Origin of the sequence: Sphingomonas sp. LY29 (assembly GCF_035593985.1) — a bacterium.
Classification (GTDB): domain Bacteria; phylum Pseudomonadota; class Alphaproteobacteria; order Sphingomonadales; family Sphingomonadaceae; genus Sphingomicrobium.
In genome coordinates this window covers 1,464,562-1,483,565 of sequence record NZ_CP141587.1, presented here as the reverse complement: position 1 = coordinate 1,483,565, position 19,004 = coordinate 1,464,562, and the positions used below count along the sequence as shown (strand labels likewise).

At 68.6% G+C, this 19,004-nt stretch carries 19 protein-coding genes and 1 tRNA gene; 9 read left to right on the top strand and 11 right to left on the bottom strand.

The genetic code is table 11. The annotated features are described in order from the left end of the window. Positions 1 to 27: 27 nt before the first annotated feature. Together SH584_RS07505 and SH584_RS07500 are read right to left on the bottom strand one after the other, a co-directional pair. Positions 28 to 648 carry a LolA family protein gene (locus tag SH584_RS07505; protein WP_322841812.1) on the bottom strand — a complete coding sequence of 207 codons (621 nt, stop codon included), beginning with the start codon at positions 646 to 648 and terminating at the stop codon, positions 28 to 30. Positions 649 to 748: 100 nt separating this feature from the next. Then, a complete protein-coding gene (locus SH584_RS07500) occupies positions 749 to 3,082 on the bottom strand; it encodes an FtsK/SpoIIIE family DNA translocase (RefSeq protein ID WP_324805991.1) in 2,334 nt (777 codons plus the stop codon). Between the two features lie 106 nt (positions 3,083 to 3,188). On the opposite strand from SH584_RS07500, the gene SH584_RS07495 reads away from it, so the two are divergent. Further along, positions 3,189 to 4,406 carry an FAD-dependent monooxygenase gene (locus SH584_RS07495; RefSeq protein WP_324805989.1) on the top strand — a complete coding sequence of 406 codons (1,218 nt, stop codon included), beginning with the start codon at positions 3,189 to 3,191 and terminating at the stop codon, positions 4,404 to 4,406. Here the strand turns inward: SH584_RS07495 and SH584_RS07490 are convergent. The 3 genes from SH584_RS07490 to SH584_RS07480 are packed head-to-tail and all read right to left on the bottom strand — an operon-like array spanning position 4,403 to position 6,344. Beyond that, positions 4,403 to 4,813 carry a hypothetical protein gene (locus SH584_RS07490; RefSeq protein ID WP_324805987.1) on the bottom strand — a complete coding sequence of 137 codons (411 nt, stop codon included), beginning with the start codon at positions 4,811 to 4,813 and terminating at the stop codon, positions 4,403 to 4,405. The genes SH584_RS07495 and SH584_RS07490 overlap by 4 nt on opposite strands. Beyond that, complete coding sequence (locus SH584_RS07485) at positions 4,810 to 5,439, bottom strand: LON peptidase substrate-binding domain-containing protein (RefSeq protein ID WP_324805984.1); 630 nt, start codon at positions 5,437 to 5,439, stop codon at positions 4,810 to 4,812. The genes SH584_RS07490 and SH584_RS07485 overlap by 4 nt, the downstream gene beginning before the upstream one ends. Continuing rightward, entirely contained in the window at positions 5,439 to 6,344 is a 906-nt protein-coding gene (locus SH584_RS07480; RefSeq protein ID WP_324805982.1) for a tetratricopeptide repeat protein, read from the bottom strand. The genes SH584_RS07485 and SH584_RS07480 overlap by 1 nt, the downstream gene beginning before the upstream one ends. 146 nt (positions 6,345 to 6,490) lie before the next feature. Between SH584_RS07480 and SH584_RS07475 the strand changes: the two genes are divergently transcribed. Beyond that, positions 6,491 to 6,565: transfer RNA gene (locus SH584_RS07475), tRNA-Gly, on the top strand. 90 nt (positions 6,566 to 6,655) lie between these two features. Beyond that, positions 6,656 to 7,315, top strand: coding sequence for a peptide-methionine (S)-S-oxide reductase MsrA (gene msrA / locus SH584_RS07470; RefSeq protein WP_324805980.1), 660 nt, complete (start codon positions 6,656 to 6,658; stop codon positions 7,313 to 7,315). Here msrA and SH584_RS07465 read toward each other — a convergent pair. From SH584_RS07465 to hemC, 5 genes are all read right to left on the bottom strand, one after another. Then, the gene (locus SH584_RS07465; RefSeq protein WP_324805978.1) at positions 7,312 to 7,944 is read right to left on the bottom strand and encodes a prolyl hydroxylase family protein; all 633 of its coding nucleotides are present in this window, start codon (positions 7,942 to 7,944) and stop codon (positions 7,312 to 7,314) included. The two genes, msrA and SH584_RS07465, sit on opposite strands and share 4 nt — an antisense overlap. Next, positions 7,934 to 9,046 (bottom strand): serine hydrolase, encoded by a 1,113-nt coding sequence (locus SH584_RS07460; RefSeq protein WP_324805976.1) that lies wholly within the window; start codon positions 9,044 to 9,046, stop codon positions 7,934 to 7,936. The genes SH584_RS07465 and SH584_RS07460 overlap by 11 nt, the downstream gene beginning before the upstream one ends. A 115-nt stretch (positions 9,047 to 9,161) precedes the next feature. Then, positions 9,162 to 9,977 (bottom strand): hypothetical protein, encoded by an 816-nt coding sequence (locus tag SH584_RS07455; RefSeq protein WP_324805974.1) that lies wholly within the window; start codon positions 9,975 to 9,977, stop codon positions 9,162 to 9,164. Continuing rightward, entirely contained in the window at positions 9,974 to 10,630 is a 657-nt protein-coding gene (locus SH584_RS07450; protein WP_324805972.1) for a uroporphyrinogen-III synthase, read from the bottom strand. The genes SH584_RS07455 and SH584_RS07450 overlap by 4 nt, the downstream gene beginning before the upstream one ends. Then, complete coding sequence (gene hemC / locus SH584_RS07445) at positions 10,627 to 11,544, bottom strand: hydroxymethylbilane synthase (RefSeq protein ID WP_324805970.1); 918 nt, start codon at positions 11,542 to 11,544, stop codon at positions 10,627 to 10,629. Before hemC ends, SH584_RS07450 begins: the two co-directional genes overlap by 4 nt. Positions 11,545 to 11,597: 53 nt before the next feature. Between hemC and tsaD the strand changes: the two genes are divergently transcribed. Together tsaD and SH584_RS07435 are read left to right on the top strand one after the other, a co-directional pair. Continuing rightward, entirely contained in the window at positions 11,598 to 12,629 is a 1,032-nt protein-coding gene (gene tsaD, locus SH584_RS07440; RefSeq protein WP_324805968.1) for a tRNA (adenosine(37)-N6)-threonylcarbamoyltransferase complex transferase subunit TsaD, read from the top strand. Next, complete coding sequence (locus tag SH584_RS07435; protein ID WP_324805966.1) at positions 12,626 to 13,615, top strand: NAD(P)H-dependent glycerol-3-phosphate dehydrogenase; 990 nt, start codon at positions 12,626 to 12,628, stop codon at positions 13,613 to 13,615. Before tsaD ends, SH584_RS07435 begins: the two co-directional genes overlap by 4 nt. Here SH584_RS07435 and SH584_RS07430 read toward each other — a convergent pair. Further along, positions 13,612 to 13,776, bottom strand: coding sequence for a DUF1674 domain-containing protein (locus tag SH584_RS07430; protein WP_322841826.1), 165 nt, complete (start codon positions 13,774 to 13,776; stop codon positions 13,612 to 13,614). The genes SH584_RS07435 and SH584_RS07430 overlap by 4 nt on opposite strands. A gap of 28 nt (positions 13,777 to 13,804) precedes the next feature. Between SH584_RS07430 and SH584_RS07425 the strand changes: the two genes are divergently transcribed. From SH584_RS07425 to purH, 4 genes are read left to right on the top strand one after another with little or no spacing between them, the layout of a single operon-like run. Further along, positions 13,805 to 15,070 (top strand): RsmB/NOP family class I SAM-dependent RNA methyltransferase, encoded by a 1,266-nt coding sequence (locus tag SH584_RS07425; protein WP_324805964.1) that lies wholly within the window; start codon positions 13,805 to 13,807, stop codon positions 15,068 to 15,070. An 18-nt stretch (positions 15,071 to 15,088) separates the two neighbouring features. Next, entirely contained in the window at positions 15,089 to 15,751 is a 663-nt protein-coding gene (gene rpe / locus SH584_RS07420) for a ribulose-phosphate 3-epimerase (RefSeq protein WP_324805963.1), read from the top strand. After that, positions 15,748 to 17,382 (top strand): heparinase II/III family protein, encoded by a 1,635-nt coding sequence (locus SH584_RS07415; protein ID WP_324805961.1) that lies wholly within the window; start codon positions 15,748 to 15,750, stop codon positions 17,380 to 17,382. The genes rpe and SH584_RS07415 overlap by 4 nt, the downstream gene beginning before the upstream one ends. A gap of 19 nt (positions 17,383 to 17,401) precedes the next feature. After that, complete coding sequence (gene purH, locus SH584_RS07410) at positions 17,402 to 18,997, top strand: bifunctional phosphoribosylaminoimidazolecarboxamide formyltransferase/IMP cyclohydrolase (RefSeq protein WP_324805960.1); 1,596 nt, start codon at positions 17,402 to 17,404, stop codon at positions 18,995 to 18,997. Positions 18,998 to 19,004: the final 7 nt, after the last annotated feature.

The window sequence follows — 19,004 nt, the reverse complement described above, 5'->3', positions numbered from 1 at the left end:
GTCGCGAAGCTTAACCGTTGTGAAAAGCTACGCTTTCTTGCGCTTCGGCTCGGCGAAGTTGAACGCACTGTCGGGCACGGCGACATTGTAGCGCTGGTTCGACAGCCGCACCGTGGTGCGCTTGTTCTGCGCGTCGATCGCGGTCCAGCCTTCGAGGCGGAGCCCGCCCGGCGCACCCGCGGCACGCTGGAAGGCAAGCACGATCGTGCCGAATTCGGGACGGCGAGCATCGCGCGCGCGGACGACAACGACGTTCTTGTTGTCGCTGGGCTGAAGGCGCGCGATCCGGCCAAGGTCGGGGGTAGGCGACAGCAGCACCGCCAGCGGCGACTTGCCGATCGGCCAGCTCGACTTCTGCCCGACGTCATAATCGATGAAGTTGAGCGTCTTGCCATTCGCGACGAGCAGCATGTTCACGCCGCCGCCGTAAGCGAAGCGGATCTTGCCCGGACGCTTGAGCGTCAGCGTCCCGGCCATCTGCCGCCCACGGCCGTCGGCCTGCAGGAAGTTGGCGGTCATCGAACTGGTCGCGGCCAGGCTCTGCTGGACCGCGCGGAGGTCGTTGCTCTGCGCCGCGGCAGGCGCAGCAACGGTCGCGACCAGCGCGACCGGAATCAGCGCGCGCGACAGGGTGGTTGCAAAAGTCATGGAAAGCTCCTGGAAAATCATTGCGCCACGAATGGCGCTCGCGCCTTGAATGCGCCCTGAACCCAAGGGTTCCGCTAGGTTCAGGTGGGAAAGGCCTCGATCAGAGCGGATGACCGTCGGTATCGATCAGCACTTCGCGGCGGCCGACATGGTCGGGCTGGCCGACCAGCCCGTCCTTCTCCATCCGTTCGATCAACCGCGCCGCGCTGTTGTAGCCGACGCGCATCTGCCGCTGCAGGTAACTGGTCGATGCCTTCTGGCTTTCGGCGACGATCTGGATCGCCTTGCGGTACAATTGCGTCTCGGGATCGTCGTCGCCAACCGGCGCACCGTCGAGCTGATAGCCGCCGTCCTCGGGCTCCTCGGTGACCGCCTGGATGTAGTCGGGAACGCCCTGCTTGCGCCAATGGTCGGCAACCGCGCGAACCTCGTCGTCGCTGACGAACGGGCCGTGGACGCGAAGGATCTGCTTGCCACCCGGCATGTAGAGCATGTCGCCCTTGCCAAGCAGCTGCTCGGCGCCCTGCTCGCCAAGGATGGTGCGGCTGTCGATCTTGCTGGTCACCTGGAAGCTGATGCGGGTCGGCAGGTTCGCCTTGATGACGCCGGTGATGACGTCGACCGACGGCCGCTGCGTCGCCATGATCAGGTGGATGCCCGCCGCGCGCGCCTTCTGCGCCAGCCGCTGGATCAGGAATTCGACTTCCTTGCCCGCGGTCATCATCAGGTCGGCGAGCTCGTCGACGACCACGACGATCTGCGGCAGGACCTCATATTCCAGCTCTTCGGTCTCATAGACCGGCTGGCCGGTGTCGGCGTTGTAGCCGGTCTGCACCTTGCGGCCGAGTTGTGCGCCCTTGGCCTTCGAATCGCGAACCTTCTGATTGAAGCTGGCCAGCTGGCGAACGCCGAGGCTCGCCATCATCCGGTATCGTTCCTCCATCTGCTCGACGGTCCACTTGAGCGCGCGGATCGCCTTGCCCGGCTCGGTCACCACCGGCGCCAGAAGGTGCGGGATCGCGTCGTATATGCTCAGCTCGAGCATCTTGGGATCGATCATGATCATCCGACACTCGTCGGGGCCCATGCGATAGAGCAGCGACAGGATCATGCAGTTGAGGCCGACCGACTTGCCCGACCCGGTCGTGCCGGCGACGAGCAGGTGCGGCATCGGCGCCAGATCGGCGATGACCGGGTCGCCAGAGATATTCTTGCCCAGGATCAGCGGGAGCGACATGTTCTGGTCTTCGAACGCCTGGCTTCCGATGAGCTCGCTCAGCGCCACCGATTCGCGCTTGGTGTTGGGAAGCTCGATACCGATCACGCTCCGCCCCGGGATCGTCGCGACGCGCGCCGACAATGCCGACATGTTGCGCGCGATGTCGTCGGCCAGCTGGATCACGCGGCTGGCCTTGATCCCGCTGGCAGGCTCCAGCTCGTACATGGTGACGACCGGGCCGGGGCGAACCTCGACGATGTCACCGCGGACGTGGAAATCCTCGAGCACGCTTTCGAGAAGGCGCGCGTTCCGCTCCAACCCGGCGCGGTCGATGACGTTCTTGCCCTTCTCCGGCGCGGCGGCGAGCAGCGCGATCGGGGGCAGTTGATAATTGTCGCCGAGCGCGAGGCTCGCTTGTCCGGGCGCCTTGCCCTTCTTCGGCGCGGCCTTGGCCGGCGCGATCGCCTTGGCGGGCTCGGTCACCGCGACCGCGGGACGCGAGCGCGGCGGCGTGGCGACGCCGTCCTCGTCCTCTACTAGGCGCGAGGCCTGAGAGCGGCGCGGCGGCTTGACCACGCCCGAGGGCTCGCGGCGAAGGCGTTCGGTCGCCCATTCCTTTTCCTCGTCGCGAACGCCGAGCGCGAACCAGCCGACGACGAACCCGGCGAGAACCAGCAGCACCATCAGCGACAGACGCAGCGGGCCCTCAATCGCCGGATTGCCGATCGCGCCCACCGCCGCGTCGACCCCATAAGCGCCCGCCAGACCCAGCGCGCCGCCGTAACCGGCGGGAAGACCAGACACGGCCGATCCCGCATACAGCCCCAGCGCGATCCCGATCAACATCACGCCCAGCGCCGCGACGAGGATCGCGCGGCCGATCCGCCCGGTGTCGACGCCGCGCACGAGGCGAAGCCCGGCGAGCGCGACGAGCGGCAGGAACAGCGCCGAGGCGGGGCCGAACAGGAACAGCATCGCATCGCTGGCGTAGGATCCGAACGCGCCGAGCCAGTTGGTCGGCGGTCCACCCGCGGCGGTGGTGAAGCTTGGATCGACGCTCGAATGCGTCAGCAGCGCCACGAACAGCGCGATCGACAGTCCGATCAGGCCGATGCCCACGGTCCTGCGAGCGAATCTGCCGACCGACGCGGCCAGCGATTCGCGCCAGTCGGGGCCAAGATCCCGCTTTTGAGCCCGCTGCGCGGCGGTCGCCATGACGTCACTTCCCCCGAAGTCGAAAAATCGTTGGCCATGATTGTGCCTGTCGCTGGACTCCGGGGCAAGGCTTCCCTCGTCGGCATGCGACCACTAACAGGGAATCATGGAACGAAGCGACGTGATCATCCTCGGCGGCGGCCTGGTCGGACTGGCGCTGGCCGCTGCGCTCGACGCCAGCGGCCTTTCCGCCATCGTCATCGATCCCGCCGATCCGGCGGACCGCAAGGATGCCAAGTTCGACGGCCGTACCAGTGCGCTGTCGTCGTCGTCGAAACGGATGTTCGACACCGTCGGGATCAGCGACCATTTCCCCGTGCCGGGCTGCCCGATCCGCCGGATCGAGGTTGCCGACGGGCTTGCCCCGGGCGGGCTGAGCTTCGATCCGGAGGGTGAGGACGAGCCGCTCGGCTGGATGAACGAGAATCGCCACCTGCGCGCTGCGTTGCTCGCGCGTGCCGAGGCGGGGCGAAGGATCGACCTCCGCTGGAACCGCCGCGCGGTCAGCATCGATCGCGGCGAGCATGGCGTGACCGCGACGCTCGACGATGGCGCGGTCGTGCGCGCGCCATTGCTGGTCGCGGCCGAGGGGCGCAACTCGCCGACTCGCGACGCGGCGGGCATCCGCATGGCGCGGTGGAAATATGACCACGCCGCGATCGTCTCGACGCTCCGTCACGAGCGGCCGCATGAAGAGGTCGCCTACGAGATATTCTATCCGGCGGGTCCCTTCGCATTGCTGCCGATGATCGACGACGAGGTTGGACATCGCTCGGCGATCGTCTGGTCGGTCTCCACTGCCGATTCGGCTGGCCTTCTTGCGCTCAGCGACGAGGATTTCGCCGCCGAGGCCGAGGCCGCGATGGGTGGCTTCCTCGGCAAGGTGTCGATGCTGGCCCCGCGCGCGACCTACCCGCTCGGTTTCCATCATGCCGCGCAGATCACCGATCGGCGGCTCGCCCTGGTCGGTGATGCCGCGCACGGCATTCATCCGATCGCGGGGCAGGGCGTCAATCTTGGCTATCGCGACGCCGCCGCGCTGGCGCAGGTGCTGGTTGAAGGCGCGCGGCTCGGGCAGGACCTCGGCGACCGGCAATTGCTCGACCGTTACCAGCGTTGGCGCGGGCTCGACACGTTCATGGTCAGCCTTGCCACCGACAGCCTGACGCGGATCTACGGTATACCCGGCAAGACCGCGTCGCGCGTGCGCCGCTTCGGCATGGGCCTGATCGATCGGATCAGCCCGGTGAAGCAGCGACTGATGGACGAAGCGCGCGGAACGAGCGGCGATCTGCCGCTGCTGCTGCGCGGGCTCCCGATCTAGGCGAGCGGCGGCTCGACCGTCTCGCCGATCTCGACCTCTCCATTCGCGGTGGCGGTGCGCGGGCGGGTCATCACGAACGGCCCGCTCCATTGGCCGACGATGTGCCATTCGCCGCCAATCTCGTGCCCGTCGTCCTGCACCAGGCCGTCATAGGTCACCGGTTCGATCAGTTCATCGTGCGCGTCGTAGATCTTGGTGAAGCTGACCCCGGTGCCACTCCGCGTCCCGGACAAGGTGGCGGTCATCGTGCCGGTCCGGCCGAAGCCGATGCCGTCTTCCTGGCACAGCCCGCTCAGCCGGCCGCCATCGTCGCGAAGCTCGACCGTAAAGGGCACGGGTTCCATCTGCCCCGGATAGGCGTAGCTGCCCGTCCAGCAGCCGCTGAGGTCCGCTGCGTCGTCGGTCATTGAAGCGTTTGGCCCGAATCGGCGCCGCCGGGTGCCATCCGCTGGAACTGCATCAGCTGGACGACAAGGTCGGCACGGCCCGCGAGTGTCGCTTCCTCCAGCAGCGCCTGCTTCGCGCCCGGATCAAACGGTGCGACCTGCGCGATTGCATTGACCAGCATTTCGTCGTCGAGCCGCCCGACCGCATCCCAGTCGACCGCAAGGCCGAGCGCATCGCCGAAGCGGCGCGCCTCGCGCTCGACATCGGATCGCTGGACGAGCGAAAGGGGATCGGGCTCGGCATCGTCGAAGGCGGCGATGTCGACGTCGGCCTGGCGATAGGTGGTACCCAAGTCGCGCTCGGCGATCAGCCGGAAACGCGTCGAACCCTGCAGGACGATGTTGTAGCGCCCGTCCTCCATCTCCTCGACGCCGACGATCTCGCCGACGCAGCCTGACCGGAACAGCGGCGCGGGATCGCCGTCACCGCTCGGCTGTATCATCCCGATTCGCCCGGCACCGGCGAGCGCGTCGCGCACCATGTCGCGATAACGCGGCTCGAAGATGTGCAGCGGCAGCTGCGAGCGGGGGAACAGGATCGCGCCGGCCAGCGGGAACAGCGGCAGGCGAAGCGGTTCGGCGCCCATCACGTGAACAGCAGCGACGACAGGCGACGGCGCTGGGCGCGGCCCCACGGATCCTCGAGCCCGGCGGCCTCCAGCATCTGCAGGAAGCGGGTGCGCGCGGCGCCCTCGTTCCACTCGCGGTCCCGTTCGATGATCGTCAGGAGCGCATCGGCGGCGGCATCTCGGTCTCCCGCGGCCAGCTTCGCCTGCGCGATCGCGTAGCGCGCCTCATGATCGTCGGGATTGGTCAACAGCCGCGCTTCCTCCGCCGAAACGTCAGCCACCGGCGCCGACGCCAAGTCGAGCGCAGCGCGCGCGCGGGCGATGGCCGCATGATTGGCCGCTTCCTCGCCGACGCCGTCCAGCAGCGACCGCGCTTCGTCGGTCCGACCGCCCTCGATCATCGCGCGCGCCAGCCCGCCGATCACCGCGGGATTGTCGGGGTCCATGTCGCGGATCTGCGCAAAGATCGATTCGGCGCGCGGCGCATCGCCCTCGGCCAGCACTTCTTCGCCCATCGCGATCAGCGGCTCGACCTGCGCCGCCAGATCCTGCGCTGCGCCCTTGACTGGCAACTGGCCGAGCAATTGATCGAGCGCGCGCTTCAACTGCGCCTCCGTGCGGTGCGCGGTCAGGTCGGCGACCGGCTGCCCCTGGAAAATCGCGTAGACGGTCGGAATCGACTGGATGCGGAATTGCGAGGCGATCAGCTTGTCGGCCTCGACGTCGATCTTCGCCAGGATCACGCCCTTGTCGGCATAGTCCGCCGCGACCTTGTCGAGCACGGGGCCAAGCTGCTTGCACGGCCCGCACCAATCGGCCCAGAAATCGAGGATCACGAGGCTGGTCATCGACGGCTCGATCACGTCGCGCTGGAATCGCTCGATCGCTTCGCGCTCCGCCTCTGTCATGCCCAATGTCGCCACGCCGTACCTCCTTCTTGTTGAGCAGGCATATGGGCATCGGCGCTGTTGGCGGCAAGCATCGCGCAGAGAGGGGTTGCGCACCTCATGGGGCGATGCTAGGCGCCCGCTCCACCCGACCGGCACATCGTGCCGCGTGTGGCGCCAGAGCGGGCGTAGCTCAGGGGTAGAGCACAACCTTGCCAAGGTTGGGGTCGAGGGTTCGAATCCCTTCGCCCGCTCCATTTTTCGCCGATGTCCGGGGGACGTCGGCGCCGGTCTTCATCCGATCCGTTCATCCTGGCCGAAGCCGAATCATGCTATGCGCCGTAGCTATGGCTATGCGCATTCTCATTCCCCTCGCCGCCGGCGCCGCGATCGTCGCGGTCCTCGCTTCCTCGCCCTCGCAGGGCGCTAGCGTCGCCATGCCCGTCCCCAAGACCATCATTCCCGCCTCGGGCCCCCGCGAAGTGGCCTATTTCGCCGGCGGTTGCTTCTGGGGCGTCGAAGGCGTGTTCGAACATGTGCGCGGGGTTCAGTCGGCCGTGTCGGGCTATGCCGGCGGCGCGACGGCCAAGCCGACTTACGACAGCGTCTCGGCGGGAAGCACCGGTCATGCCGAGGTCGTGCGGGTCACTTTCGATCCGCGCGTGGTCCGCTACGCCGACCTGATGCGAATCTATTTCTCGGTGATCACCGACCCGACGCAGCTCAACCGACAGGGTCCGGACACCGGCACGCAATATCGCACGTCGCTCTTCCCGACGAGCGCGGCGCAGGCGACGCAGGCGCGGGCCTACATCGCGCAGCTGACCGCCGCCCGCGCCTATCCGCGGCCGATCGTCACCAGGATCGAGAAATTGGGCGTCTTCCACCCGGCCGAAGCCTATCATCAGGACTTCATGGCCAAGAATCCGCGCCATCCGTATATTTTGGCGCATGACCGGCCGAAGGTCGCCGCGCTTCGGACGACCTTTCCTTTGTCCTACCGCTAGGCTGCCGCGCGCTCCCGATACCATTGGGTGATGATGTACTTGGCGCCTCTGCGCACCTTCATTCCCTGATGGAGGGAGGCGTTGTTCGGGGCGCCGTCGGCCAGCAGGTTATTCCACAGCAGCAGCTTGCCGGTTTCCGGCTGGATCGTCTTGCCGAGAATCTTGAAGCGTGTCGCACCGCCGTCCTCGGGCTGGTTTAGGTAGAGCATCGCGGTCCAGGTCCGCTGCCCCTGATCCGCGGTGTGAACGAAGAAGTCGGCGCCCCCGGGGTTGAAGGTGTCGGTGTGCGGCTTGAATTCCTGCCCGGGGGCGTAGCGTTGCCCCTGGATCGGCTCGGCGCGGTCGAGCGGGATGCCGGTGACCTCGCTCAGCATCGTCCGCACCCGCGCCACGAGTGGATGATCGCCATCCAAATCGCAGGTTTCGCTGGTCCGGAAGCCCGGATCGCCCAGATCGTCGGCGATCGTCGACGGCCGCCGCTTCGCATCGATCATCGCGCACAGGGCGTCGCAGTCGGCCTCGCTCAGGAACTCGCGGACGACGAATAGCTCGAGCGCGCGGTTGGGAAAGCGCTGGACGCCGCCCAGCGCCGCCAGCCGCGCCGCGGGACCGACCTCGTCAGCCGCCACGCCGCGCTTCGTGCGCCGCGATGACGGCGCGCGTGACCGCCTGCATCATCGTCTGCGCTTCGCCGTCGGTCTTGTTGGGAACGGTCATGATCGCCATCGCATAGTCGCTGCCGTCGGGCGCGGTCAGGATTCCGATGTCGTTGATCCCGCCGACACGTCCACCCAGATTCTGGCCGGTGCCGGTCTTGTGGCTCCACTTCCAGCCGGGCTTCAGGGCGGCCCGAACGCGAAGCGCGCCGGTGCGCGTCGACGCCATCGTCGACAGCAGCTTGCCGGTCGACGCGGGCGACAGCAATTCGCCGCGCTTGAGCCGCGCCAGCGCGATCGCCACCGCATGCGGCGCCGCGCCGTCATAGGGATCTTCGATGTAGCGCTGGAACGACGCGCGGCGGACCGACATCGGCAGCGCGCTGCGCGCCTTGTAGAAGGCGTCGCCGATCGAATAGCTCGGCGTCCAGATCAGCCCGGCGATGCGCGACTGAAGCGCACGCTCGCCATTATAGAACCGAATCGCGCCAAGCCCCTTGGCCGCGATCATGTCGCGCACCGCATCGGGACCACCGACCGACCGCATCAATTTGTCGTTGGCGGTGTTGTCGCTCTGGGTGATCGCGGTCGTCATCAGCGCGCCCAACGTGGTGGTGTGGCCGCCGCCAAGAATCTTCGACGCCAGCGGCTGGTGGAACAGGGTCAGGTCGCTTCGGCCGAGCGTCACGCGGTCGGTCAGCTTGACCCGGCCCCGGTCGACCGCATCCATCGCCGCGATCGCGACCCACAATTTCGAACAGCTTTGCTGCGGGAATAGCGTGTTCGCGTTGTAATCGGCCTGCCATCCGTCGCGCAGCGACACCACGGAAATCCCGGCGCGACCGTTGAAGGCGCGTCCGAGCGCGCCGACGCGGTCACGGAGCGCCGCCGGCGCCAGAGAGGTCTGCCCGCCCGGCGCCCGGCCGAGCATGGGCGGTTGCGGCGTGGGCGAATTCGTGCGGGTAACGGGCGGCAGCGGGGCCAGCGGGTCGTTGGCCAGCGACTGGGTGCTCGCCGGACCGGCGGCGGCGACAAGGCCTGCCGCGATCAACAGGCGGTGCGGTACGGGCGTCATGGCGTCAAAATCCCCCTCGACTATTGGCGCGTTGTGAAGGCGTTAGCAGCGAATTGCTGAACCGCGGCTTGCACGTCGGGGCAGACTCGCAAATCGGATTCGCTTTGCCAACCCTCTAATGGGCGGGCGGCAACGGCGCCGGTTGCCCGCCGCCCAGCAGCGCGCCCGACTCGACCTCGTCGAGCGCGCGATGCGAGGCGATGTAGCGCCGCGCCCGCGCGATCCACGGTCCGGCATTGGCTGCGCCGGGCAGCCGCATCGTCTCGGCCAGCGCGGCATCGACTTCGCCCGCCTTGACCCGCGCCAGCGCCCGGTCGAACCGTGCCTGCGGCTGCGGGGAGGGGGCATCGGCGCGGTGGACCGACACGATCGTCCCGAATTCGCGCCGCATCGCATCCCACCAATTCTCGTCGGGACTTCCGCCACGAAGCGCGGGACCGAGCGCTTCGAGCTCGGCGGTCAGCGCATCGAGGCGCACCGGCTCGCGCGACGAGGTGATGATCGTGGCGACCGCCGCCTGGTGCTGTGCGCCGAAGCGCTGGACCAGCAGCGGCTCGAGATAACCAAGGGCAACCCCGCGATCGATCGCGCGGCGCGCGGCAAAGGCGATCAGCAGGGCGTCGGCGCGCCCGAGCGATCCGGCGGCGGCCTGCGTCGCATTCTCCAACCCCGTCAGCCGGGTCTCGAGCGCCGCCAGGCGCGCCGCATCGACTGCAGAGGTACCGGTGACCGGCACCGCCACTTCGCGAAGCGCGACCGGCTGACGAACGATCTGAAGCGGTTCGCTCGGCGCGACGCCGAGGAAGCGCGCACCGGCTTCCCACTTCGCCAATCCCCACGTCGCGAGCGCGGCGCCGGCGATGATCAGCAGCAGGGCCCAGGCGATGCGCGCGGTCCAGTTCGGGGTCTGCGGGTTGTAGGTCGCGCTCATGATCGCGGCGATGTCTGACACAGCCGCGCCGCAAGGGCCAGCAACGACTCGTCGTCGGGTCGCTCCGCCACTGCGATCTCGCGCCAGCTGTCACCGCAAGCGACGGCCGCGGCCTCGCTGATCGCGGCGATCGTCGCGTCGGTCCGGGTCGTCACCAGTTCCGCCAGCCGCGCGCCCGCTCGGGGGCTGTGCACCGCGAAAACGCAATCGCGCTCGGTCGGAAGTTCGGGGTCGGCAACGGCGGCGGCTCGATACACCGTCACCATGTCGACTTCCCTCAGCGGCACATGGCGATCTTCTCCGCCGGGCGAAACCAGGCGCAATCCGGGGGCAAGCGTCGCCAGCAACGCGTCGACGCCACCCGAGCCGACCGACGCCACTGTAAAACCAGCCTGCCGTGCTGCCTCAGCAGTGGCATCTCCGACCGCGTGGACGGGCAGCGCGGACAGCGCGGCAAGCTCCTTACCGCCATGCCGAATGGCATTGGCGCTGGTGAGCAGCAGCGCGTCATATCTCGCCGGATCGGGCGCCTTCCATGCGACCGACTGGACGTCGAACAAGGGGCAGGCGATTGCCGTCAGGCCCGCCGCCTGCGCTTTCGCCATGCTCTGCGACAGGCCCGGCTCGGGGCGGAGCAGGACCAGCGGCCTCACTTGGGATCGAACAGCTGGCGGATCGCGTGGGGCGCGCTGGCCAGCATCTCGCGCGCCAATTCCTCTGCGCGGTCCGTCTCGCCGACGGCAAAGTGGGTGTCGGCCTGCATCGCCTCGCGGCCGTCCTCGCTCAAAATCTGCGCGCGGAAGTGAATCGCGCCGTCCTTGACGATCGCCAGCGCCGCGACCGGCGAATGACAGGATCCGCCCAGCGCGCGGGTGAAGGCGCGCTCGGCGGCGACCGCGGCGCAGGTATCGCCATGATCGATCGCGGTCAGCAGCGCGCGCGTCGCGCCGTCGTCGGCGCGGCACTCGATCCCTACCGCCCCCTGCGCCGGGGCGGGAAGCATTTCGGGGATGGGAACGCCGACGTCATGACGGCCAAGTCGGTCGAGGCCCGCCGCCGCCAGCAGCGTCGCATCGACCTCGCCCGCGTCGCGCTTGGCCAGGCGGGTATCGACGTTACCGCGGATCGACACCAGCCGCAGGTCGGGACGAAGCCGAAGCAATTGCGCGGTGCGGCGGGGCGAACTGCTCCCGACGAGCGCGCCTTGCGGCAGGTCCGACACCGACGCCGCGCCGATCAGCCGGTCGCGAACGTCGGCGCGTGGCAGCATCGCCGCGATCGCCAGCGTGTCGGGGCGCTCGCTTTCGACATCCTTCATCGAATGGACCGACGCGTGGGTTTCGCCCGCCAACAGCGCAAGGTCGAGTTCTTTGGTCCACAGCGCCTTGCCGCCGACCTCCGCCAGCGGGCGATCCTGGATGCGGTCGCCGCTGGTCTTGACGACGCGGATCTTGACCGACCCGGTCGGCCAGCCGTGCGCCTGCTCCAACGCGGCGGCCGCCATCCGCGCCTGCGCGAGCGCCAGCGGAGATCCGCGCGAACCAAGGGTGAAGACGGGCTGGGTCATGACTGGCGCCCCCGCTAGCGCAAAGCCGGGGATTGAGGCAAAGGCCTTGTCGCATGGCACTGATCCTGGCCCTTGAATCCTCCTGCGACGACAGCGCCGCCGCGCTGGTCGGGTCGGACCGTCAGATCCTGGCGCAGGCGGTCGTCGGACAAAATGACGCGCACCGCCCGTTCGGCGGAGTCGTGCCCGAGGTCGCGGCGCGCGCGCATGTCGAAATTCTGCCAACCTTGGTTCGACAGGTGCTGCACGAAGCCGACGTCTCGATCGGCGACATCGACGCGGTCGCCGCGACCGCTGGTCCCGGACTGATCGGCGGGGTGATGGTGGGTCTGATGCTCGGCAAGGGGCTGGCCCTGAGCGCGCGCAAGCCGCTGATCGCGGTCAACCACCTCGAAGGCCATGCGCTCAGCCCGCGGCTGGTCGATGTGTCGCTCGACTTTCCCTACGTCCTCTTGCTCGTCAGCGGCGGCCATTGCCAATTGCTGGAAGTGCGCGGGGTCGGCGACTATCGTCGGCTGGCCACGACGATCGACGATGCCGCCGGCGAGGCGTTCGACAAGACTGCCAAGCTGCTCGACCTTCCCTATCCCGGCGGTCCCGCGATCGAGGCGCTCGCCGCCGACGGCGACCCGCGCGCCGTCCCGCTGCCACGCCCGCTGGTCGGAAGCGGTGAGCCGCACTTCAGTTTTGCCGGCCTCAAAGGCGCGGTGCAGCGCGCAGTCGTCTCAAGCGACTATGCCCCCGCGGACATCGCCGCCAGTTTCCAGCAGGCGGTGATCGATTGCCTCGTCGACCGCACCCGCATCGCGCTTGCCGCGAGCGACGCGCCCAGCCTGGTCGTCGCAGGCGGGGTCGCCGCCAATGCCGGGGTTCGCACCGCGCTGGCCAAGCTGGCCGAGGATCAGGGCCGCAATTTCTCGGTGCCGCCGGCATGGCTGTGCACCGATAATGCCGCGATGATCGGCTGGGCCGGGGCCGAGCGCTTCGCGGCCCGGCTGGTCGACGGGCTCGACGCGCCGGCGCGGGCGCGCTGGCCGCTCGACCCGGCGGGTGAGGCAGTGCGCGGGGCAGGGGTGAAGGCATGACGATCGAACGGCTGGCAGTGATCGGTGGCGGCGCCTGGGGAACCGCGCTGGCGCAGGTCGCGGCATGGGGCGGGCGCGACACGTTGTTGTGGGCGCTCGAGGACGATGTCGTGTCCGCGATCAACCGCATCCATGAAAATCCAGTCTATCTGAAAGGCGCGAAGCTCGATCCTGCGATCCGCGCCACCTCCAACTTCTCCGACCTGGCCAGTTGCGACGCATGGCTGGTGGTCACCCCGGCGCAGCACATGCGCGCGGTGCTCGGCCGGTCGCCCTGTCCGGGCAAGCCGCTGATCCTGTGCTCGAAGGGGATCGAGGAAGGGTCGGGCCGGATGCTTCACGACGTCGCGCGCGAAGTCTGCCCGACTTCGCCCGTCGCGGTGCTGTCAGGGCCGACCTTCGCGCATGAAGTCGTCGCGGGCCTGCCGACCGCGGTCACGCTGGCGTGCGAGGATGAAGAGGTCGCCAAGCGGCTTCGCGACCGGATCGCGTTGCCGCATTTCCGCACCTACCTCACCGACGACGTTGCCGGCGCCGAAGTCGGGGGCGCGGTCAAGAACGTGCTCGCCATCGCCTGCGGCGTCGTCGAGGGGCGCGGCCTCGGCCAGAACGCCCGCGCGGCACTGATCGCGCGAGGTTTTGCCGAGATGACGCGCTTCGGCTTGGCGATGGGCGCGCGCCGCGAAACATTGGTCGGCCTGTCCGGGCTTGGCGACTTGGTGCTGACCTGCTCCTCGACCAGCAGCCGCAATTTCTCGCTAGGCAAAGCCATCGGCGAGGGCCGCGACGCGGCAAGCCTTATGGCGGACCGTCGGACGGTCGCGGAAGGAGCGCATACTGCGCCCGTCCTCAACCGGATCGCGCACGAACGCGGAATTGACATGCCGATCGTCGCGGCGGTCGCGGCGCTGCTCGAAGGCAAGGTCGCGGTCGAATCGGTGCTGGAGGCGCTGCTGTCGCGCCCGCCGCGCCCTGAAGCGCACTAGAAGTCGATTGCGATGCCCTTCTTGACCCAGTCGCCATAGCGGGTCGGGTCGGGCTTATCCTCTTCCCCTGCGGGCGGGGGCGGATCGACCGGCTCGGGCGTGGGGACCGGCGGCGATGGCGTCAGGTGCGCCGGCGGCTTCACATGCGATGGGCGTTTCATAAGTCCCAGATGATGCGTAAGGGGCGCCATGCCAAGACCCGATCAGCACGATCAGCAACCCGACGGCCTCCCGGCGCGCGCCGCCGCGCTGCGCATCCTCGAAGCCGTGCTTCGCCGCGGCCAGACCGTCGACAATGCCGCGCAGACCGCGGGACGCCTGCCGCCCGCCGACGCCGCGCTGGCGTTGGCGATCGTCGGCGAGACGCTTCGGCGCCTGCCCGATTTCGATGCGCTGATCGACAGCGCGACGCGGCTCAACCTGGCCGACGATGCCAAGGCGCGGATGGTGCTCCGCCTGGCGCTTGCGCAGAAGATCGGTCTCGGCACGCCCGACCATGCCGTCGTCTCGACCGCGTTGCCGCTGGTCGACGGGGGTCCGCGCCGACTCGTCCATGGCGTGCTCGGTACGCTTCTTCGTCGCGGCCTATCGCCGATCGACGCGCCGTTGCTCCCGCACGCGGTCGAGGAACGCTGGCGCGAGGCATGGGGCGATCCAATGGTCGACGCCGCGCGCCGGTCGATCGCGCAGCGTCCGCCGCTCGACCTCAGCTTCGCGACCCAGGAGGATGCCGACGCTTTTCCCGACGGCACTGCGCTGGCGCCGCGCCATCGCCGTGTCGCCGACGCCGGATCAGTGCAGGCGCTGTCGGGCTATGGCGAGGGCGGCTGGTGGGTGCAGGACCTTGCTGCCTCGCTCCCTGCGCGGTTGATCCCAACCGACGCGGTGCGCGTGCTCGACGCGTGCGCCGCGCCGGGCGGAAAAACGATGCAGCTCGCCGCCGCCGGCCACGCCGTTACCGCGCTCGACCGGTCGGAAAGTCGTCTGGCACGACTGGCCGAAAATATGGAGCGCACCGGCCTCGCCGCCGATCGCATCGTCGGCGCCGTGTTCGAATGGCAGCCCGACGCGCCGTACGACGCGGTGCTGCTCGACGCGCCCTGCTCGGCGACGGGCACCTTCCGCCGTCACCCCGAAGTCCTCTACCGCGCCCGGCCGTCGATCATCGAGGAAACGTCGGCGCTTCAGGCCCGGCTGCTCGCCCGTGCCGCCGAATGGGTCCGCCCCGGCGGGAGCCTGGTCTACGCGGTCTGCTCGCTCGAACCGTCCGAAGGCGAGCAACGGATCGACCAGTTTCTCGCCGACCGTCCCGATTTCCGGATCGAACCTGCGGCCGAGGTGGTCGGCGGCGTGACGCCACATGCGCGCGGCTGGCTACGCATCCTTCCGGGCATGATCGAGGAGGCAGGCGGACTCGACGGCTTCTTCGCCGCACACCTTGTCCGAACCGGCTGATCGCGGCTAATCGGTCCCATGGCCGCTCCCTTCATCTCCCCGTCGATTCTGTCCGCCGATTTCGCCAAGCTGGGCGAGGAGGTCCGGGCGATCGACGCCGCGGGCGCGGACTGGATCCACATCGACGTGATGGACGGCCACTTCGTCCCCAACATCACCATCGGGCCGGGCGTGGTGAAGGCGCTGCGCCCGCACAGTGCCAAGCCGTTCGACGTCCACTTGATGATCAGCCTGGTCGATAATTTCCTCGACGCCTTTGCCGAGGCGGGGGCGGACATGATCACTGTCCATCCCGAAGCCGGCCCGCATCTTCACCGCTCGATCCAGCGGATCAAGGCGCTCGGCAAGAAGGCCGGCGTCTCGCTCAATCCCGCCACCCCGGCGAAAATGCTCGACTATGTCATCGAGGAAGTCGACCTCGTCCTCGTCATGAGCGTCAATCCGGGATTCGGCGGACAGAAGTTCATCGCCAGCCAGCTCAAGAAGATCGAGGCGATCGCGAAGATGGCGGCGAAGAAGAATCTCACCCTCGACATCGAAGTCGACGGCGGGATCGATCCCGTCACCGCGCGCCAGGCGGTCGATGCGGGCGCGACCGCGCTCGTCGCAGGCACCGCCGCCTTCCGGGGTGGCCCCGAACAATACGCCGCCAACATCGCCGCGCTTCGAGGAGCCGCATGAGCGACGACGTCGTCGGCAAACTCGCTCGCGGTTCGCTGTTCACGCGGTTGTTCAAGCAAGGCCGCGGACCGCTCCGTCTCGTCGCCGTTCCGCGTGATCATGTCATCGGTGACCGCCGCCGCGGCGATGCGCTGCTCTCCGGACGGCTGATGCTCGGCAGCGGCGCAGTGTCGCTGTCCGACATTGACTTCGCCGCGGTTGGCACGCGCGGGCCGCTGGCGCGCGAAGTGCAGAGCTTTGCGTGGCTGCGCGACCTCGCCGCCTCCGCCAGCCGCGAAAAGGGGGCGCGCCTCGCCGAAGCAATCGCCGGTCGCTGGCTGATCGCGCATGGCACCCGCGTCGACGAAGCGTGGGCACCTGAACTGTGGGGCGAACGCATCCTCTTCTGGACCGCTTACGCGCCGTACATTCTCTCGAGCCGCGACGCCGGCTATCGCTCGGCGCTGCTCAACACGCTCGCGCGCGGCGCGCGCCACCTGGACGCCAGCGCGGACAAGGCGCCGCCAGGGCTGACCCGCATCACTGCCTGGGCCGGGGCGGTCGTCGCCGCGCTGACGATGCAGGGCGGCATTTCGCGCCTGTCGCGCGCCGAAAGCGGACTGATGCGCGCACTCGCGTCAGCGCAGTTCGACGACGGCGGGCTGATGAGCCGGTCGCCATCCGAACAGATGCTGCTGGTCGATCGCCTCGCGCTCGTCCGCTCGGCCTATTTCGCGGCGAAGCAGGGGGTGCCCGACGCGCTCGACAGCGCCGCCACCGCCGCGCTCGCTGCGCTTCATGGCGTCACGATGGGTGATAATGCGCTGTCGTCATGGCAAGGCGGCAATCCCGGCGATCCGGCACGCGTGCTGGCGCTGGTCGAAGGTTGCGGCCTTCGCACCCGCCCGCTGCGCGCGGCGCGCGGGTGGGGGTACCAGCGCCTGAGCGCGCTTGGCACCATCGTCGTCCTCGACGCCGCCCCGCCGCCGCCGCCACGCATGGCGCCGCGCGGCTCCGCCTCGACGCTGGGACTGGAAATGAGCGACGGCGCGCAGCGCCTGATCGTCAATTGCGGCGGGCCGGGCGCGGTGCCGACCGACCTGCCCGACGATCTTGTCCAAGCGCTCCGCAGCACCGCCGCGCATTCGGCGCTCGTGCTCGACGACACCAATTCGACCGCGATCCTTGAAGGCGGTCACCTCGGTCGCGGAGTCACCGACGTGATCGTGGAGCGCAGCGAGGACAACGACTGCTCGCGGCTCGAAGCCAGCCACGATGGCTACGTTCGCGGCTTCGGGCTCGCACACCAGCGGCGGATAAGCCTTGGCAACGACGGCAAGGAAGTGCGCGGCGAAGATCGCCTGCAGCCGCGCGGCCGCCGCAAGGTTGCCGAAGCGGTCCCCGTCGCGATCCGCTTTCACCTCGCGCCGGGCGTCGAGGCGACCGTCACCGCCGACGCAATGGGTGCGATCCTTCGCTCGCCGGGTGCCCCGCCGTGGAATTTCCGCTGCCGTGGGGCAATGCTGACGGTCGAGGAAAGTATCGCCATCGACGGCGCGGGCCAGGCGCGCGCGACGCAGCAGCTCGTCATCGTCGGCGAAGTGTCCGGCGTCGGCGGCGAAATCGCGTGGCAGTTGCGCCGCTCCAGTTAGACCACGAAGGAAGACCTCGATGACCTCCACCGGCCTCGTCCCCGTCAAGCGGGCGCTGCTTTCGCTTTCCGACAAGAACGGCCTCGACGAGCTGGCGCGCGGGTTGGTCGCGGCCGGGGTCGAATTGGTTTCGACCGGTGGGACGGCGGCGCGGCTTCGCGAGCTTGGCCATGACGTCCGCGACGTCAGCGACCTGACCGGCTTTCCGGAAATGATGGACGGGCGCGTGAAGACGCTCCACCCGATCGTCCATGGCGGCCTGCTCGGGGTTCGCGACAATGCGGAGCATGTCGCGGCGATGGACGCGCACGGCATCGGCGCGATCGACCTGATCGTCGTCAACCTCTATCCGTTCGAAGCGACCGTGGCGAAGGGCGCCGACCGCGCGACGATCATCGAGAATATCGACATTGGCGGCCCGGCGATGATCCGCTCGGCCGCGAAGAACCACGACCATGTCGCGGTGCTGACCGACCCTGCCGATTATGCCGAAACGCTTGCCCAGCTTGCCGAACAGGGCGGCACCACGCTCGACCTCCGTCGCCGCCTGGCTGCCAAGGCCTATGCCACCACCGGCGCCTACGATGCGATGATCGCCTCCTGGTTCGCTTTTGCCGACCAGGGGCAAACTTATCCGCAAGCGCGCTTCATCGTCGGCAAAAAGGCGATGGACCTTCGCTACGGAGAAAATCCGCATCAGAAGGCGGCGCTCTACCTGCCCGCCGGTCCGTCGACCCCCGGCGTCGCGCAGGCGCGGCAGGTGCAGGGCAAGGAACTCAGCTACAACAATCTCAATGACGCCAACGCCGCGCTCGAACTCGTCGCCGAATTTCGCGACGGTCCGCCGACGGTGGTGATCGTCAAGCACGCTAACCCCTGCGGCGTCGCCACCGGCGACACGCTGCACGACGCCTGGGTTCAGGCTTTGGCGTGCGACGACGTGTCGGCCTTTGGCGGGATCGTCGCGGTCAACCGCACGCTCGACCGCGCGACCGCCGAAGCGATCACCGGCATCTTCACCGAAGTCGTCGTGGCACCCGACGCCGACGCCGATGCGATCGCGCTGTTCGCCGCCAAGAAGAATTTGCGGCTGTTGCTGACCGGCTCGCTGCCCGATCCGCGTCGCGGCGGGCAGAGCGTCGCGGTCATCGCTGGCGGCCTGCTGATCCAGGACCGCGACAACGGCCATGTCTCGCGCGACCAGCTCAAGGTCGTCACCGCCCGCGCACCCACGGCGCAGGAACTCGACGACTGCCTGTTCGCCTGGACCGTCGCGCGGCACGTCAAGTCGAACGCGATCGTTTATGCCAAGGACGGCGTCACCGCCGGGATCGGCGCAGGGCAGATGAACCGCCGCGACTCCGCGCGCATCGCCGCGATCAAGGCTCGTGAAGCGGCCGAATCGCATGGCTGGGACCAGCCTCGCACTGTCGGCTCGGCGGTCGCCTCGGATGCCTTCTTTCCCTTCGCCGACGGCCTGCTCGCCGCCGCCGAAGCAGGCGCGACCGCGGTCATCCAACCAGGCGGATCGATGCGCGACCAGGACGTGATTGACGCCGCCAACGAAGCCGGCCTCGCAATGGTCTTCACGGGAATGCGCCACTTCCGACACTGAGCCGCCA